Here is a 13,353-nt window from a genome sequence, read left to right as displayed (position 1 = left end):
TCCTATGCCTCGACGTCGAGGATGCCCATCATGCCGAGCTGCTCATGCTCGAGGATGTGGCAGTGATACATGCGCTGGCCGGGCCGCTCCTGGCGCAAGAGCAGCCGAACCGTCTCGCCGCGCGCCACGTTGACCGTGTCCTTCCAGGCGAGATAGGGCGGTTTGGCGACCTTGCCGCCGCGCTCGCGCTCGATCACCTGGAACTGCGTGCCGTGGAGATGGAACGGGTGGTCCATGTCGGCCTGGTTGACGATTTCCCAGAGTTCGGTCTCGCCGGCCCGGGCGACGATATCGACGCGCTCCATGTCGAAGGCCTTGCCGTTGATCAGGAAGCCCATCTCCATGCCAGTGGCGTTCATCGCCATGGTCTCGGTGAAGACGAGACGGCGGCTGACCGCGGGAGCCCCAAGCGGCGCGATTGGCCTGAGCCGCTCGGGCAGCGGCGGCATCGCTTCTCCCGGCGTTTTCGACACATCGACGGTGAGCAGCGTCAGCCCGGCGTCCGCAGGCCGGCCGGGACCCATCCAGCCGCGATCATAGTCGAGCGTGGCGAGCGTGGCGGTGCCCGCGCGGTCGAAGGCGACGACCAGCTCGACGCGCTCGGCCGGGCTGAGCATGATCTCGTCGGCCGCAACCGGCTTCCCCAGCAGGCCGCCGTCCGTCCCGATGATCGTCATCGCCGCGCCATCGAAGGCAAGCCTGAGGAAGCGCGCATTGGTGGCGTTGTAGAGCCGCAGGCGCCGCTTCGCGCCCATCGCCACGGTGAGCCGCGGGTTCTTCTGGCCGTTGACCAGCACATGGTCGCCGACGCGGCCGTTCATCAGGTCGTTCATGGTGTTGTCGGGCATCGAGCCGTCGGCGGCAAGGCGAAGGTCGGTGAACATGAGCACCGTGTCGCCATAGGCCGCCGGCACGGGATCGGCCTTCGCCTTGACGACGAAGGCGCCGGCAAGGCCGCGATAGACCTGCTCGGCCGTCTTGCCATGCGGATGCGGGTGATACCAGTAGGAGCCGGCGCTGCCTTCCGGCAGCTCGAAGCCGTAAACGCGGTCCGCGCCCGCCGCCACCGGGTCCATCGGATTGCCGTCCTGATCGGCGGGTACCGGCATGCCGTGCCAATGGATGGTGCTTTGCTCGCCCTCGATCCGGTTGGCGAAGGTGATCTCGACGCGGTCGCCTTCATAGGCCTCGATCAGCGGCCCCGGGCTCGTGCCGTTATAGGCAAGGATCGGCGTATCCCGGTCGGCGGCAAAGCGCGCCGTGGCGGGCGCCGCCGTCAGCTTCGCCTTGAACAGGCCGGGCTGGCCGGCCTCGTTGGCGAGCGTCGGCAATTCGCGCAGCGCCGCGCCTTCGGGCAGCGCCGCGGCGTCAAGCGCCATGGCGCCCATATCATGGCCGGCATGGCCGCCCATGCCCGACATGGAATCCATGTCCGACATGCCGTCCATCTTCATCTGCGCCAGCGCGCGAGAACCCGACAGAACCGCTGCCAGGCCTGCCGCCAGAAAACCGCGTCGATGCATCTTTTTCTCCTGACCGTGATTGGGAACGCGCGCCACCGGAAGACTTCGCCGCCGAACCTAAGGGTTCCAGCAACTGGAAGGTCAAGCCCGGTTGGACAGGCTGGTGGATTCGGGGCGAGCCTCAAGCAGCACGGCCCGCCGCGATTTCGCTAGCCGTGACGATCTCTGTTGCCGCAGCACGCGGACTGTCGTCCCGCGCGAGCCCCCTGTATCGGCGGACACGGAACGTCTCCATAGGAGCAGAACACGCAGCAGTCTCCCCTCTTCGGCCGAGCAACGTCCCGCACCCCCGGCACTCGTAGAAGAACTGGCAAGCATCGGCCGGCATTGCCTCGAGTGCCTGATGTCCGCAAAGAGGACAGGTGAGGGTGGAAGTGAGCTGCGTCATCAACTGCGCTTTGCCAGCCCGGTCAGGTCCTTAGATATTTGACGAGCGCCGCGATCGCGAGCACGAGCGTAACAAACACCAAGATCCAGATGATGGCCATGCCGCCCATCATCCATATGCTGCCTGAACCACCCATCATGGCAGTCGTTCTCCATGGCGAAAGCCGGACTTCGCCGGCGCATGTCGGCGATTGCGAGGTAACCTAGCTCGTAGCGTCAAGACGACAAGGACGCGGCGCAGGCCGACGCCCCTGTCTACTCTTACATACCCCCGCCGCAGCCGTCCGAGAGGTCCCACACATCAACGATCTGCTCGCCGGTGAAGCGGTGCTCGTGGATCAGGTATTTCGCCAGCCCGCCATACACCTTCCAACGCCAGCATGGGCAGCAGCACGGCCCCTTCTCCTCGGAATTGGCCATTGCGTAGTCATAGGCCTTCTGCTCGTCTCCGGTGAGCTTCAGATCGTAATACGGCATCATCTGCTGCGCTGTCGCCGCCGCAATGTCATACGGATCGCCGGGGATCATCGGGATGGCGCGGTACTTGGCGAGCCCTCGCACCTGCTCGCCATAGCGCTTCAGTTCCATCGGGCTGCAACACGAGCCCTTGATGCGAGCCATCGCCGGCATGGTCGCGATCGAGTCCGTGAACTTGGCCGAGCAGGTGCTGTTGCCGTTCTCGCTAAGATCCTTGAAACGCCTTGCCAATTCCGGGTCCTCGGCGGCGATTGCCGGCTCCGCCCGCTCGAAAAGGCCTACTGCTGTGGCGACGCCGAACGCGCCGAGGACAACCGTGCGTCGGTTTGGGGTGCTGGTCATTTGCCGGCCCTCGCTTGGTTGACGAATGTTTTCAGTGTCGCAAGGTCGGTCGCTCCGGGATAAATCTGATCGCCGGCGACGAAGCCCGGCGTCCCCGTTATTCGCAGCGCCTGAGCCAGTTCCGTGTTGCGGTCTATCGATGCCTGGATGTCCGGCTGCCGCATATCGGCCTTCATGCGTTCGACGTCCAGCCCGGCCTCGGCGGCGGTCTTGAGCACGACCGCCTCGGTCACTCTTGTCTTTGCCGTATAGAGCGCCTTGTGAAACGCCGCGTATTTGCCTTGCTTGTCGGCGGCGAGCGCGGCCTTGGCCGCGAACACGGAATCGGGGCCGAGGATGGGGAATTCCTTGTAGACGATTCTGAGCTGCGGATCGTCGGCCACGGCCTGTTCCATGATTGGTGCCATCATTCGGCAATAGGGGCAATTATAGTCGAAGAACTCGACCAGGGTGACATTGCCTTGCGCATTGCCGCCGACGGGGCTCTGCTTGTCGTGAAAGACGTCGGCCGTTCGCGCGTTGAGCACCTTCCTGGCCTCGGCCGCCTCCGCTTGACGCTGGCGCTCGTCCAGGCTCTGCAGCGCCTGCACGAGAACCTCCGGATGCGCCAGAATGTAGTCGTGTATCCTTTGGTCGAGCTGGTCCTGGGACATTTCGTCGGCCGCGAATGCTGGTCCCCGCGCGCCTTGAAAACCTGGATTGAGCAAGAAGCATCCCGCCAGTGCTGCGAGCAGGATGGTGCGAAGGCTGCTGCCTAAGAATCGGCTGGTGTACGCCCTGGTGAACATGTGCTTCCCTTCTCTTCGGAGCGTGATCCTGCCTCACAGCAGGTTCTTCAGTTTCGCCAGCCAGCCTTCGCCCTGCTCATGGTGAGGGCGCTCGATATTGTTGGTGAGCGCGTTGACGAAGGTGACGAGGTTGACGGGCTGGAAGTTCAGCCCGTGGAAGTTCGCCCGCCAGCGGCCCTCCCTGTCGATCACATGGGTGACGATGCCGTGCATCTGGTAGCCGTCACCGGTGAGCGTGAATTTGTGGCCGAAGGCTTCTGCCAGCTTGCGGGTCGCATCCTCCGGCTGGTCTTGAGCCGTGGTCAGGAACAGCCAGTTGACCGGGTCGAGCCCATGTGTCGGCCCGTAGGCCTTCAGCACATCGGGCGTGTCTTTCCGCGGGTCGGTGGTTATGCTGATGAAGACGACCCGATCCTTCATCGGTGTCGAGTTCACCATCTTCTGGACCTCGGCGACCTTCTCGGCGTGCAGCGGGCAAACGTCCGGGCACGAGGTGTAGATGAAGTGGAGCACGACGACCTTGCCGGCGAGATCGGCCGGCCGCACGACGCGCCCGTCGGCGGCGCGCAGCGTGAAGTCGGGCAGCGGCTTGTCGATCTGCTGGAAATACTTCTCGTCGCTCTGTAGCCTGGCGTCGATGTCGTCCAGCGAATGCGCCCGCGCGCCATGCGCGAAGCCGACGGCCAGCGCCGTCAGCGCGAACAGGCCGCACAGCAAACGTATCCCTTGGTCCCGAACCAACGAAACACACCGCGCCGCCGGCTGGCTTTGCACCGGGGAAAACATCAACCACTGCCTTTCATGTCGGCGGAAAGCGCCTTCGTACTGTCGGCGCCTTCCCTCGCGGAATCGTTCCCGGACTGGCACGAACGGCCCGTCATCCGGTTCATGCACAGACCAAGTGCGCACATAGCGACGCAGGGCAGCAGGCTGAGCAGCGCCGGCGCAATGCCGGCGGCGACCAGCCACGACCAGTTGAAGGCAAGGCCGGCGACGGCGATGGCCACGCCGGCAGCGATCAGGCCACGGCGCCCGCCTAAAGTGGAGCGGACGATGGATCTGCGGCCCGGTGAAACCTGCCGGGCCTGGGTCAACTCTGTCGTTGTCATCTCATTTCCTTCTCATTTGGCGGCGATGCGGCCGCGGATGAAGTCGACCATGTCGGGAGCGTCCCACTCGGCCGGGCCGATCAGCCGGCCGATTTCCTTGCCGTCACGATCGATCAGTAAGGTCATCGGCAGGCCCACCGCGCCAAGCGTGAACATCGCCTTGGCGGAGGTGTCGATGTTGAGCGCAAGGTGCGTGACGCCAGTCTCGGCGAAGAATTTCTTCACGGCGTCGGGGCCTTTGCGGTCCATGGACAGCGCGACGACCTCGAAGTCCTGCCCGCCGAGTTCGGCCTGCAGGCGATCGAGCGTCGGCATTTCCTTGCGGCAGGGCGCACACCATGTCGCCCAGATGTTGAGCAGCACGACCTTGCCGGAATAGTCGGCCAGCGTCTTCGGCTGGCCGGCGGCATCCGCGAAGCTGATTTGAGGCACGGCGGCGGGCGTATCGAGAACGGCGAAGTTCTGCGGCGCCTCCGCCGCCGCTGTGGGCAGCGAGGCCGCAAGCAGCATTGCCGAAAGGGCCACGGCCAGTTTGCTTGCGGTCATAGGCGCTCACTCCGTCGCATAGATGGTTGGCGCCTTGCCGTCCTTGGTGAAGGCATAGATCGTCCAAGTTCCGTCCTTCTCGCCACCCATGCCGGGCGCGCCGGCCGGCATGCCGGCGAGCGTGATGCCGGCGACTGCCGGACGTTCGGTGAGAAGCTTCTTGACGATTTCGACCGGCACCAGGCCGTCGACGACGTAGCCATCAACCATCAACGTGTGGCAGCCTTCGAGGTCGGCGGGCACGCCTGCATCGTTGCTGATCTGGGAAAGATTGTTGACGGGCTTGATCTCAACCTTGAAGCCGTTGTGCTCAAGGTAGTTCGCATAGGATTCGCAGCAGCTGCATTGCGGGTTCTTGTACATCACCGCATTTATGGTTGCCGCGAACGCGGGCAGCGGTGTCGCGATCAGGGCGGCAAGAGCGGCAAGGCGGAAGGTCAATTTCATTGCAGTTCTCCTTGGTTGAAAATCAGGTCACCCGAAAGACGGTCATGAGGCCAGCCATCTGGTGATCGGCGACGTGGCAATGCAGCATCCAGTCGCCAGGATTGTCGGCGACGAAGGCGCATTCGACGGTGTCCTTCGGCGCAAGCAGCACCGTGTCCTGCCATTGCCGGTGCGGCACGGGAGCGCCGTTGCGGGAGAGCAGCAAAAGGCTGAACCCGTGCACATGCATCGGGTGCCACCAGGCGGTTTCGTTGCGCATGGTGAGGTGGCAGGTGATACCCCGCCGCAGCGTGAACTGCGGCGCCATGCCGGCATGACCGTCGCCGGTCATCGACACGCCGTTGATCGCCCAGGCGGGCGTGCCGTTCATGCCGGGCATCGTCATGCCCTTCATGCTCATGCCCATCTTGCCGGACATGCCCATCATCCCGCCGACGCCGGCGAGCTTACCGCCGCCCATCATGCCGCCTTGCAGGACGATCTCCTGCCGCACGGCGTTGGCGAGATCGGGCTCGGGCAGGGGATTGCGCGGCAGGGCCGCCGGCGCGTCCGGCGGATGCACCCTGAGCGGCGGTGCTTGGTCATAGGCAAGCGCGGCCACCGTGTAGGCAAGGCCGTCATAAAAATCGTCGACCACCTGGTATCGGCCACCCGGTTTGCCCTGCATGTCGAGCGCGATGTCGACGCGCATCGCCGGGGCCAGCACCAGACGGCCGTCCTCCGGCTCGTGCGGGTCGCAAGGCTGGCCGTCGATCGCCAGGATGACCGGCCGGTGTCCCTCGAAGCGCAGCGCCATCATGCGCGCGAGCGCGGCATTGGCCAGCCGTAGCCGGACGCGCTCACCGGCCCTCACACCCTGATCGGCCGGCGCCATGCCGTTGACGGTCACGAGATTGCCGACCCGGCCGGACATCGCAGCATCCATCGCGCTGCCGAAACCGCCGGCGATCCGGCCATCGGCGGCAAGCCGCCAGTCCTGCAGCATCCAGATGAGGTCGCGGTCGAAGGCGACAGGCTCTGCCTCCTCGACGATCAGCGCGCCGGCAAGGCCGCGGCCGAGCTGCACGAGGCTGTCGGCATGCGGATGGTACCAGAAGGTGCCGGCGTCCGGCGGCGTGAACTCATAGATGAAACTTGCAGCCGGCGCGATCGGCGGCTGGGTCAGTCCCGGCACGCCGTCCATGGCGTTCGCCAGGCGGATGCCATGCCAGTGGACCGTGGTGTCCTCGGTCAACCCGTTCTCGACCGTGATGCGAACCGGCTGGCCTTGCCGCAGGCGCAACACCGGGCCGGGGACGGTGTCGTTGTAGGCCCAGGTCGGGGTAGGCGCGCGGTCGGGGCCGGCCAATTGCGCCTGGCCTGGCGCAGCCCTGAGGGTGCGTTCGTCAACGGCGGATGCGCGGGTGGGACGCATCGGCAGCGACATGGCAGTTCCAGCCGCTACGGCGAGAAAGCCGCGACGGGACAGGAAAAGATTGGAACCGGAATTCATTTATGTGCTCTGCGATCTCGATCGACGACGGGCATTCCGGCGCGAGCCGGATTGCCGTGCGAGCCCGCGACGCGGCGGCGCGCGAAGCGGGGATCAGACGCCAGGGATCAGCCGCTATGCGGCCGATACGGCGTCAGACGAGAGCGGTGGGTCGGGGAGGAGATGGGTCGGGCAGCGAACTTCGCCCGCGCAGCAACGGGGTGGGCAACGGCGATGGCTGCTGCACACGCGGCGCGATCGCCATGGCCAAGTCCTGCGGCAGCACGGCGAGAACGGGTGCGATGCAGTCAGGTGGGCAATGCATCGGACCGCCCTTGCTGCCCAAATCCTTGAGGCACGCCTTGCAGTCCTCATCCATAGCGCCGCCGGCCATCTTGTCCATGCCGCTGGCGGCAGGCATGGCCATGGTGTTAGCGCCTGCCATCCTGGCCGACATGACGCTGGCCTGCGCCGCGGACAGGCTGAACCCGGCGGTCAAGAAGACCGCGAGCAGCATGACCATGAGATGTTTTGGCGACAGTCGAGCCATTATCCCCTTAGGCTGATCGGAAAGCGCGGCTTTTGCAAGTCGCAAGCCCGTGATTTCCGCGTGGGCGCGGCATCGCGTCTCATCCTCGGCGCGCCGTGCTTGGCGTTCGCCCGTCCGGCCAGGCAATCCGCTTTGTGGATCATAACGGCCTCGGCCGCGTTCATCCGCAGGCGGGGGCAGGCACAACCTCCGAGCGAACGGCGCGAGGGAGCATGCTTATCCAACCGATCGATTATTTCCTCGTCGCCTGGTTCGCGCTCGCCGTTGCCTCGACGCTCTATGTCGGCTTCGACCAGTACCGCAACAATCCCGAGCCGGTGGTGATGAAATGGGGCTTCATCCTGGTGACGCTCTATATGGGCCCGCTCGGCCTGCTGCTTTACGTGCTCGCCGACAAGGAGCCTCGCCCGGGCGAGCATGAGGCTTTCACCGGTCCGCTCTGGAAGCAGGGCGTCGGCTCGACCATCCATTGCGTCGCCGGCGATGCCACAGGCATCATCCTCGCTGCCGTCATCACGGCGACGCTCGGCCTGCCGATGTGGCTCGACCTTATCGTCGAATATCTTGCCGGCTTCGCCTTCGGCCTCTTCATCTTCCAGTCGCTGTTCATGAAGTCGATGATGGGCGGCACCTATCGGGAAAACGTCCGCAACAGCTTCCTGCCCGAATTCATCTCCATGAACTTCATGATGGCCGGCATGGCGCCGGTCATGAGCTTCCTGATGATGGGCCGCGACATGCGCGCCATGGAGCCGACCGAACTGTTGTTCTGGGGCGCGATGTCGATCGGCGTGATCGCCGGCTTCACGCTCGCTTATCCCGCCAATGTCTGGCTGGTCGCGCGCGGGCTGAAGCATGGCCTGATGACCGAACGCGAAAAGCCGGCCGAGGCAGGTGCCCGGCCGGCCAGCGAACAGCATGTGCGGATGCAGATGCAGCAGGCCGATGCGCGCGGCCATGGCCATCATCGGCAAGGCAGCGGCCGGGCTTCGGGCAAGGGCGGCGCCGGCCACCACATGCACTCGGATGCGACCGCGCCGCAGGTCGCTGCCATCGGCATGGCCTCGCTGGTCGCGCTCGCCATCGGAATGATCGCGCCTGCGAACTGGCTGAACCTGACCTTGTCGGCGCGTAACGTCGGCGGAGTGATCATGCCGCAGGGCATGATCATGGACCGCGACACGCCGGCCGACACGATGCGCGACATGGCGGCGGCCGATCCGCGCCTGGTGACCGTCTCCTACGGTCTTGCGGCCAAGGGGGACCAGGAATTGCCGTTCCGGATGGAGAACGGCGTCAAGGTTTTCGAACTGAAGCCGTCGGTGATCCGTTGGCACATCCTGCCGGACGTCACGGTCGAAGCCTATGCCTATAACGGCCAGATCCCCGGCCCGCGCATCCATATCCGTCAGGGCGACCGCGTGCGCATCAATGTCACCAATGCGCTGCCGGAGGAAACCACGGTGCACTGGCATGGTCTGATCCTGCCCAACCAGATGGATGGGCCGGCCGAGATCACGCAGCCGCCGATCGAGCCCGGCGGGACCTATTCCTACGAGTTCACGGCAAATCAGCACGGCACCTATTTCTACCACCCGCATGCCAAGCCGGATCGGACGCAGGCGCTCGGCCTCTATGGCGCGCTGATCATCGACCCCGCCGATCCCGCCGACGAGGTCGCGGCCGACCATGACTATGTCATCGAGTTGCAGGAATGGCTGGTGCGGGAGGGCCTGACCTATCCTTCGATGCCGATGGACGGCGGCATGCCGAACTTCTTCACCATCAACGGCAAGGCCTATCCCGCGACCGAGACGATCCGCATGAAGGTCGGCGAGACATTGAAGGTGCGTTTCATCGGCACCAACAACGGCTTCATCCACCCGATGCATATCCATGGCGGGCCGTTCGAGGTGGTCGCCCGTGACGGCGAGACGATTTCCCCTTCGGCCCGCTTCCTCGCCGACACCATCAATGTCGGGCCGGGCCAGCGCTACGATGTTGTCTGGACGGCGCGGCGCCCGGGCAAATGGCTGATCCACTGCCACATCCCGCACCACACGACGAACAACAATGTCGAGGAGAAGGGCGGCGGCGGGCTGATGGTCGTCATCGATGTCACGTGATCGCGGCGGTGCCCTCGCTATCCCAAGATTCGGCGAACGCGCCTGGCGCTCGGAACCCTTGCCGCTCCCGCAGGGTTTATATGCGAGGCGAACCGCCATGGAAGACAAACCGCCTGCCGAAAACCCGGGAAGGACCATCGCCATCGTGCTGGCGCTCTGTCTCGTCATCATCGCCTTGTTCTTTATTGGCTTCAGATATTCGGAGCGCGACCAGGGAGCCTTGATCGTGCCCGGAGCGGTGCAGGGCAGCAAGTGATCGGCGCGAGGCTTTTGCCTGACAGGCTGAAGGTTCGCGCCGGCCGCATGGTCTTGCGGCACGGCGCGCCTTTCGGGCACGGAAGAGACTGTAACGCTTTGATTTTGCGCATGATCCCTTCCGAACTTTTTGGCCAGGGATCATACGCCCTGGAAGAAACAGGTTTTCCGAAACGTTTATCGAACAGGCAACGTTCAACGCCTGGCGCCTGACATCGGCGCCCATGAGCAAGGAACCCCTCCGGCAACAGCGCGCACCGCGCCCGGGGCCCAGGGAGACAGTGCATGTCCGCCAACGCCTATATCAACCGGATCGCGACAGCGGTTCCGGAACATGAAGTCCATCAGTTCTACCTGCGCTACGCGGCCTCGATGCTCGCCGCAGACCGCAGGAGGATATTCGAACGCATGGCCGGCCTCGCCGGCATCGAGCATCGCTTTTCCTGCTTTGCACCCGCGCTCGACCCCGAAGGGCCGTCGGCTGATCTTGCCGGAACCTTCAGGCGCGGCGCGTTTCCCGGAACGGCTGTGAGAATGGCGATGTTCGGCGAGGCCGCGCCCGTCCTGGCGCAAAAGGCCGTCGACGGGCTGCACCTCGGCGACGAGGCATCGCGCGTCACCCACCTCATCGTCACCTCTTGCACCGGGTTTTCGGCGCCCGGCATCGACCTCGACCTGGTTCGGCGCTGCAACCTGCCAGACAATATCGAACGCACGATGATCGGGTTCATGGGCTGCTACGCTGCCGTCAACGGCCTCAAGCTTGCCCGCCACATCGTGCGCTCCGACCCGCGGGCGAAGGTGCTGTTGGTCAATATCGAAATATGCACCTTGCACATCAGGGAAACCAGCGAGTTGGAGAAGCTTTTATGTTTCTGCCTCTGGGGCGACGGCTGCGCGGCAAGCCTCGTCACCGCCGAGCCGCCCGGCATCGAGCTCGACTCCTTCCGCTGCGCCGTCGCGGACGAGCAGCGGGAATTGATGACCTGGGATATCCGCGACCATGGCTTCGACATGGTCCTTTCCGGCCAGGTGCCGGCCGCGGTCCAGCAAGCGCTGCGCAGCAACCAGGACGCCATCCTCGGCGGCCGGCCGCCGGAGGCGATCGACCTCTGGGCCGTGCATCCGGGCGGCCGCACCGTTCTCGACGCCGTCGAGAGGGCGTTGAACCTCGAGCCCGCCGCGCTCAAGCCGTCGCGCGAGGTGCTGCGCCGATACGGCAACATGTCGTCGCCGACCGTCATGTTCGTGATGGAAGAGATGCTGAAGAAGCCGGGCGGACTTCTCGGATGCGGCATGTCGTTCGGGCCAGGGCTGACGGCCGAGACCATGCTGTTCAGGACCGTCGCATGACCGCGCTCGCCCAGCGCAGCCTCGTCCCGGAAATCCTGGATGGGCTTGCGGCCGACGATCAACGGGCGCTGCGCTCGCGCCGCGACCTTGCCCGCATCAACGCGCTGATGTTCCAGGCGCCGATCATGGCCTCGCTCATGAGGAAATTTCTGCCGAGACCGCCAGGCCGCATTTTGGAGATCGGCGCCGGCGACGGCACCTTCATGCTGAAAGTGGCGCGGCGCATGGCAAGAGATTGGCAGGACGTGGAGCTGACGATGCTCGATCGCGTCGGTCTCGTCACGCCGAAGCTCGCGGCCGATTTCGCCGGGCTGAGATGGACCCTTGAAACCATCACGGCGGACGTCTTCGACTGGGCGGAGGAGGCGGACGGTAGGCGTTTCGATGCAATCACGGTCAACCTGTTCCTGCACCATTTCGACGACGACGGGCTGCTGCGCCTGTTTTCGCTTTTGCGGCGCATGGCTCCGCTCATCCTGGCGACGGAACCGCTGCGGGCAGGCTTGGCGCTCGCCGGGGCGCGGCTCCTCTGGATGATCGGCGCCAACGACGTCACCAGGCATGACGCCACGCAGAGCGTGCGCGCCGGCTTCCGCGGAAGCGAGCTTTCCGACCTCTGGAGCGCTGCCGGCGGCAGGCCGATCGAGGAGCGCCGCGCCGGAGCGTTCTCCCATGTCTTCGCCGGCGCGGCGGAGGTGCGGGCCGGGGCGACACCTTGAGGCGGCCATCCACTCACGATGCGATCGTCATCGGCGCCGGTCCGGCGGGCACGTCGGCGGCGCTGGCGCTTGCCCGGCGCGGATGGGCCGTCGCGATCGTGGAGAAGAGCGCGTTTCCGCGCCGCAAGGTGTGCGGCGAATACATCTCGGCAAGCAATCTGGCGCTTCTCGATCGGCTGGAGATCGGCAACGCCTGGCGGGCCGCGGCCGGTCCAGAAATCCGTCGCGTCGGCCTCTTTTCCGGCGACACCGGCATCGAGGCGCCGATGCCGGGCGCGAGATCGGGGTTTGCCGCAAGAGATGGCTTCGGCCGCGCGCTCGGCCGCGACATACTGGATACCTTGCTGCTCGATGCGGCCCGGTCGGCCGGTGCCGAAGTCTTCCAGCCCCGGCGCGTCGTCGCCATCGAACGCTGTGGCGCCATTCAGGCGGTGCGGATCCAGGCAACAGGCGAAAAGTCCAGCGACGAGGCGACAATCCTGCGGGCGCCGGTGATCGTCGCTGCGCATGGCTCGTGGGAGCCGGGGCCGCTTCCGAGCCAGCTCGGGAAGTCCAGCCGCCCCTCGGACCTGCTCGGCTTCAAGGCGCATTTCACCGGCTCGTCGCTGCCGCCGGACTTGATGCCGCTGCTGACGTTTCCCGGCGGCTATGGCGGCATGGTGCTCGCCGACCACGGCCGCATGTCGATCTCCTGCTGCATAAGGCGCGATATGCTCACCCGCCTGCGCGGCAGCCTCGCCCGAGAGCGCGGCGGTCATGTCTCTGCCGCCGAAGCCGTCGAGCATCATATCATGGCGACATGCCGGGGCGCGCGTGAAGCCTTGGAGCAAGCCCATCTCGACGGCCCGTGGCTTGCCGCCGGGCCGATCCGGCCAGGCATCCGCGCGGGCTACGAGGCGGACATCTTCCGGGTCGGCAATGCCGCAGGCGAGTCGCACCCGATCATCGCCGAGGGCATATCGATGGCGCTTCAGTCGGGCTGGCTCCTGGCGCGGGAGCTTGGCGAGGCGGCAAACGGGCTGGAGGCACGCAAGGCCGCCGGCAGGCGCTACGAGGCGGCCTGGAGAGGATTGTTCTCGACGCGGGTTCTTGCCGCTGAAGCCATTGCCCGCATCGCGCTCGGTCCCGGCGGCGCGGCAATGATGGCGACGGTCGTCCGCAATTTTCCGCGGGCACTCACCTTGGGCGCGCGGCTCAGCGGCAAGACGGAACCCGTCCCCGGTCTGGCCGGAGTGCGCGTGGCCCAAGGCTAAACTTTCG

14 protein-coding genes and 1 pseudogene are annotated in these 13,353 nt (G+C 65.5%); 5 read left to right on the top strand and 10 right to left on the bottom strand.

Annotation, left to right across the window (positions count from 1 at the left end; genetic code table 11):
- Positions 1 to 2 precede the first annotated feature (2 nt).
- The 10 genes and pseudogenes from ABID26_RS01205 to ABID26_RS01160 all read right to left on the bottom strand — a co-directional run bounded on the left by ABID26_RS01205 (position 3) and on the right by ABID26_RS01160 (position 7,613).
- Positions 3 to 1,523: a multicopper oxidase family protein gene (locus ABID26_RS01205; protein WP_354413373.1), complete on the bottom strand. Its 1,521-nt coding sequence runs from the start codon at positions 1,521 to 1,523 to the stop codon at positions 3 to 5.
- 149 nt (positions 1,524 to 1,672) lie between these two features.
- Positions 1,673 to 1,911 (bottom strand): annotated as a pseudogene (locus ABID26_RS01200) (GDCCVxC domain-containing (seleno)protein).
- A 260-nt stretch (positions 1,912 to 2,171) separates the two neighbouring features.
- A complete protein-coding gene (locus ABID26_RS01195; RefSeq protein WP_292302464.1) occupies positions 2,172 to 2,729 on the bottom strand; it encodes a hypothetical protein in 558 nt (185 codons plus the stop codon).
- The gene (locus ABID26_RS01190) at positions 2,726 to 3,382 is read right to left on the bottom strand and encodes a DsbA family protein (protein WP_292302465.1); all 657 of its coding nucleotides are present in this window, start codon (positions 3,380 to 3,382) and stop codon (positions 2,726 to 2,728) included. Before ABID26_RS01190 ends, ABID26_RS01195 begins: the two co-directional genes overlap by 4 nt.
- Positions 3,383 to 3,550: 168 nt before the next feature.
- Positions 3,551 to 4,258 (bottom strand): SCO family protein, encoded by a 708-nt coding sequence (locus tag ABID26_RS01185; RefSeq protein WP_435528533.1) that lies wholly within the window; start codon positions 4,256 to 4,258, stop codon positions 3,551 to 3,553.
- A gap of 44 nt (positions 4,259 to 4,302) precedes the next feature.
- Positions 4,303 to 4,626 (bottom strand): hypothetical protein, encoded by a 324-nt coding sequence (locus ABID26_RS01180; RefSeq protein ID WP_292302467.1) that lies wholly within the window; start codon positions 4,624 to 4,626, stop codon positions 4,303 to 4,305.
- A gap of 12 nt (positions 4,627 to 4,638) precedes the next feature.
- Positions 4,639 to 5,172, bottom strand: coding sequence for a TlpA disulfide reductase family protein (locus tag ABID26_RS01175; protein ID WP_292302469.1), 534 nt, complete (start codon positions 5,170 to 5,172; stop codon positions 4,639 to 4,641).
- A 6-nt stretch (positions 5,173 to 5,178) separates the two neighbouring features.
- Positions 5,179 to 5,619, bottom strand: a complete 441-nt coding sequence (locus tag ABID26_RS01170) for a DUF411 domain-containing protein (RefSeq protein WP_292302471.1) — start codon at positions 5,617 to 5,619, stop codon at positions 5,179 to 5,181.
- Between the two features lie 22 nt (positions 5,620 to 5,641).
- On the bottom strand, positions 5,642 to 7,111 hold the full coding sequence (locus ABID26_RS01165; protein WP_354413368.1) for a multicopper oxidase family protein: 1,470 nt from the start codon (positions 7,109 to 7,111) through the stop codon (positions 5,642 to 5,644).
- A 133-nt stretch (positions 7,112 to 7,244) separates the two neighbouring features.
- Entirely contained in the window at positions 7,245 to 7,613 is a 369-nt protein-coding gene (locus ABID26_RS01160; RefSeq protein WP_292302477.1) for a hypothetical protein, read from the bottom strand.
- A 239-nt stretch (positions 7,614 to 7,852) separates the two neighbouring features.
- On the opposite strand from ABID26_RS01160, the gene ABID26_RS01155 reads away from it, so the two are divergent.
- The 5 genes from ABID26_RS01155 (at position 7,853) to ABID26_RS01135 (ending at position 13,346) form a co-directional block, all read left to right on the top strand.
- The gene (locus tag ABID26_RS01155) at positions 7,853 to 9,766 is read left to right on the top strand and encodes a DUF4396 domain-containing protein (RefSeq protein ID WP_292302479.1); all 1,914 of its coding nucleotides are present in this window, start codon (positions 7,853 to 7,855) and stop codon (positions 9,764 to 9,766) included.
- Between the two features lie 97 nt (positions 9,767 to 9,863).
- On the top strand, positions 9,864 to 10,022 hold the full coding sequence (locus ABID26_RS01150; protein WP_189521280.1) for a hypothetical protein: 159 nt from the start codon (positions 9,864 to 9,866) through the stop codon (positions 10,020 to 10,022).
- 284 nt (positions 10,023 to 10,306) lie between these two features.
- Positions 10,307 to 11,374, top strand: coding sequence for a type III polyketide synthase (locus tag ABID26_RS01145; protein ID WP_292302482.1), 1,068 nt, complete (start codon positions 10,307 to 10,309; stop codon positions 11,372 to 11,374).
- Complete coding sequence (locus ABID26_RS01140) at positions 11,371 to 12,093, top strand: methyltransferase domain-containing protein (protein ID WP_292302483.1); 723 nt, start codon at positions 11,371 to 11,373, stop codon at positions 12,091 to 12,093. The genes ABID26_RS01145 and ABID26_RS01140 overlap by 4 nt, the downstream gene beginning before the upstream one ends.
- A complete protein-coding gene (locus ABID26_RS01135; RefSeq protein WP_292302485.1) occupies positions 12,090 to 13,346 on the top strand; it encodes an NAD(P)/FAD-dependent oxidoreductase in 1,257 nt (418 codons plus the stop codon). Before ABID26_RS01140 ends, ABID26_RS01135 begins: the two co-directional genes overlap by 4 nt.
- The last annotated feature ends 7 nt before the right edge of the window (positions 13,347 to 13,353 follow it).

Source organism: Mesorhizobium shonense, assembly GCF_040545255.1.
Taxonomy (GTDB): domain Bacteria; phylum Pseudomonadota; class Alphaproteobacteria; order Rhizobiales; family Rhizobiaceae; genus Mesorhizobium; species Mesorhizobium shonense.
The sequence above is the reverse complement of the archived record's forward strand: the minus strand, read 5'-3'. Positions and strand labels throughout refer to the sequence as shown.

What these genes read in the sequence shown, in the direction of transcription:
- ABID26_RS01205 (WP_354413373.1), bottom strand. Translation starts at nt 1,523, where the DNA reads ATGCATCGACGCGGTTTTCTGGCGGCAGGCCTGGCAGCGGTTCTGTCG.
- ABID26_RS01195 (WP_292302464.1), bottom strand. Translation starts at nt 2,729, where the DNA reads ATGACCAGCACCCCAAACCGACGCACGGTTGTCCTCGGCGCGTTCGGC.
- ABID26_RS01190 (WP_292302465.1), bottom strand. Translation starts at nt 3,382, where the DNA reads ATGTCCCAGGACCAGCTCGACCAAAGGATACACGACTACATTCTGGCG.
- ABID26_RS01180 (WP_292302467.1), bottom strand. Translation starts at nt 4,626, where the DNA reads ATGACAACGACAGAGTTGACCCAGGCCCGGCAGGTTTCACCGGGCCGC.
- ABID26_RS01175 (WP_292302469.1), bottom strand. Translation starts at nt 5,172, where the DNA reads ATGACCGCAAGCAAACTGGCCGTGGCCCTTTCGGCAATGCTGCTTGCG.
- ABID26_RS01170 (WP_292302471.1), bottom strand. Translation starts at nt 5,619, where the DNA reads ATGAAATTGACCTTCCGCCTTGCCGCTCTTGCCGCCCTGATCGCGACA.
- ABID26_RS01165 (WP_354413368.1), bottom strand. Translation starts at nt 7,111, where the DNA reads ATGAATTCCGGTTCCAATCTTTTCCTGTCCCGTCGCGGCTTTCTCGCC.
- ABID26_RS01160 (WP_292302477.1), bottom strand. Translation starts at nt 7,613, where the DNA reads ATGGTCATGCTGCTCGCGGTCTTCTTGACCGCCGGGTTCAGCCTGTCC.
- ABID26_RS01155 (WP_292302479.1), top strand. Translation starts at nt 7,853, where the DNA reads ATGCTTATCCAACCGATCGATTATTTCCTCGTCGCCTGGTTCGCGCTC.
- ABID26_RS01150 (WP_189521280.1), top strand. Translation starts at nt 9,864, where the DNA reads ATGGAAGACAAACCGCCTGCCGAAAACCCGGGAAGGACCATCGCCATC.
- ABID26_RS01145 (WP_292302482.1), top strand. Translation starts at nt 10,307, where the DNA reads ATGTCCGCCAACGCCTATATCAACCGGATCGCGACAGCGGTTCCGGAA.
- ABID26_RS01140 (WP_292302483.1), top strand. Translation starts at nt 11,371, where the DNA reads ATGACCGCGCTCGCCCAGCGCAGCCTCGTCCCGGAAATCCTGGATGGG.